The sequence below is a fragment of the Streptomyces sp. URMC 126 genome (assembly GCF_051386555.1).
Lineage (GTDB): Bacteria > Actinomycetota > Actinomycetes > Streptomycetales > Streptomycetaceae > Streptomyces.
Map to the genome: position 1 here is coordinate 1 of NZ_JBPQTX010000644.1, position 896 is coordinate 896.

Sequence of the window (896 nt, forward strand, 5' to 3'; positions counted from 1 at the left end):
GGCCGGGTGGGGGGACGCCGGACTGGGCGGCGCTCGCCGAGGACACGGCGGCGCGCGACCGCCGGCGGAAGCTGCTGATGATCGGCGGCGGGGTGCTGGCCGCCGGCGGAGTGGCGGCGATCGTGGCCACCGCGATCGCGCGGTCGGACGGTGACGGCGGCAAGGGCCCCGGCCGCGCGAACGCCGCCGGGGCCTCCGCCCTGCCGAACCCGTCGGCAACACCCGAGCCGACCTTCGCCCCCGTCGCCCCGCCCCCGCCCCAGGACCCGCGCGCCTTCATATCCAGCGCGGAGAAGGACAAGGCTCCGCTGACCACGGGGACGCTGTTCCCGGACGCGAAGGCCGTCCTGTCCGGCCGGACGTACCGGCGGACGGCCACCGCCGCCACCACGGACTGCGCCTCCGCGACCCAGGGCGCCCTCGGGTCCGTCCTGTCGTCCAACGGCTGCCGCCAGATGCTGCGCGCCACCTTCGTACGCGACGGGGTGGCCGTCACGGTCGGCGTCGCCGTGTTCGACACCAAGGCGGCGGCCGACAAGGCCAAGGACCAGTCCGCGGGCAACGTCGCCGCACTGCCGGGGGGCGGCACCGCCGCCTTCTGCCGGGCCACCGCCTGCCGGCTGACCGCCAACGCGGAGGGGCGGTACGCCTACTTCACGGTCGCGGGGAACGCCGACAACAAGCCGGTGACCGGCGAGGACACCCAGGCGCTCACCGCCGGCCGGGACATCTCCACGTACGCCTTCGGGCGCATCCTGGCCCGCGGCCGGGCCGCCGCGGCGGCAGCGGCGGCCTCCACGGTCACCCACTGACAACGGTCACCCACTGACGGGGGAGGGCCACGGTCGCCCCATGGCGACGGGCGGAGCGCCCGGCCCCTCCCCCGTCAGTGGGTG

1 protein-coding gene is annotated in these 896 nt (G+C 77.0%); it reads left to right on the plus strand.

The window, feature by feature from the left end:
- On the plus strand, positions 1-812 hold an 812-nt coding region (locus ACSNOK_RS33280; protein WP_436784514.1), incomplete at its 5' end, for a hypothetical protein.
- Between the last annotated feature and the right edge of the window lie 84 nt (positions 813-896).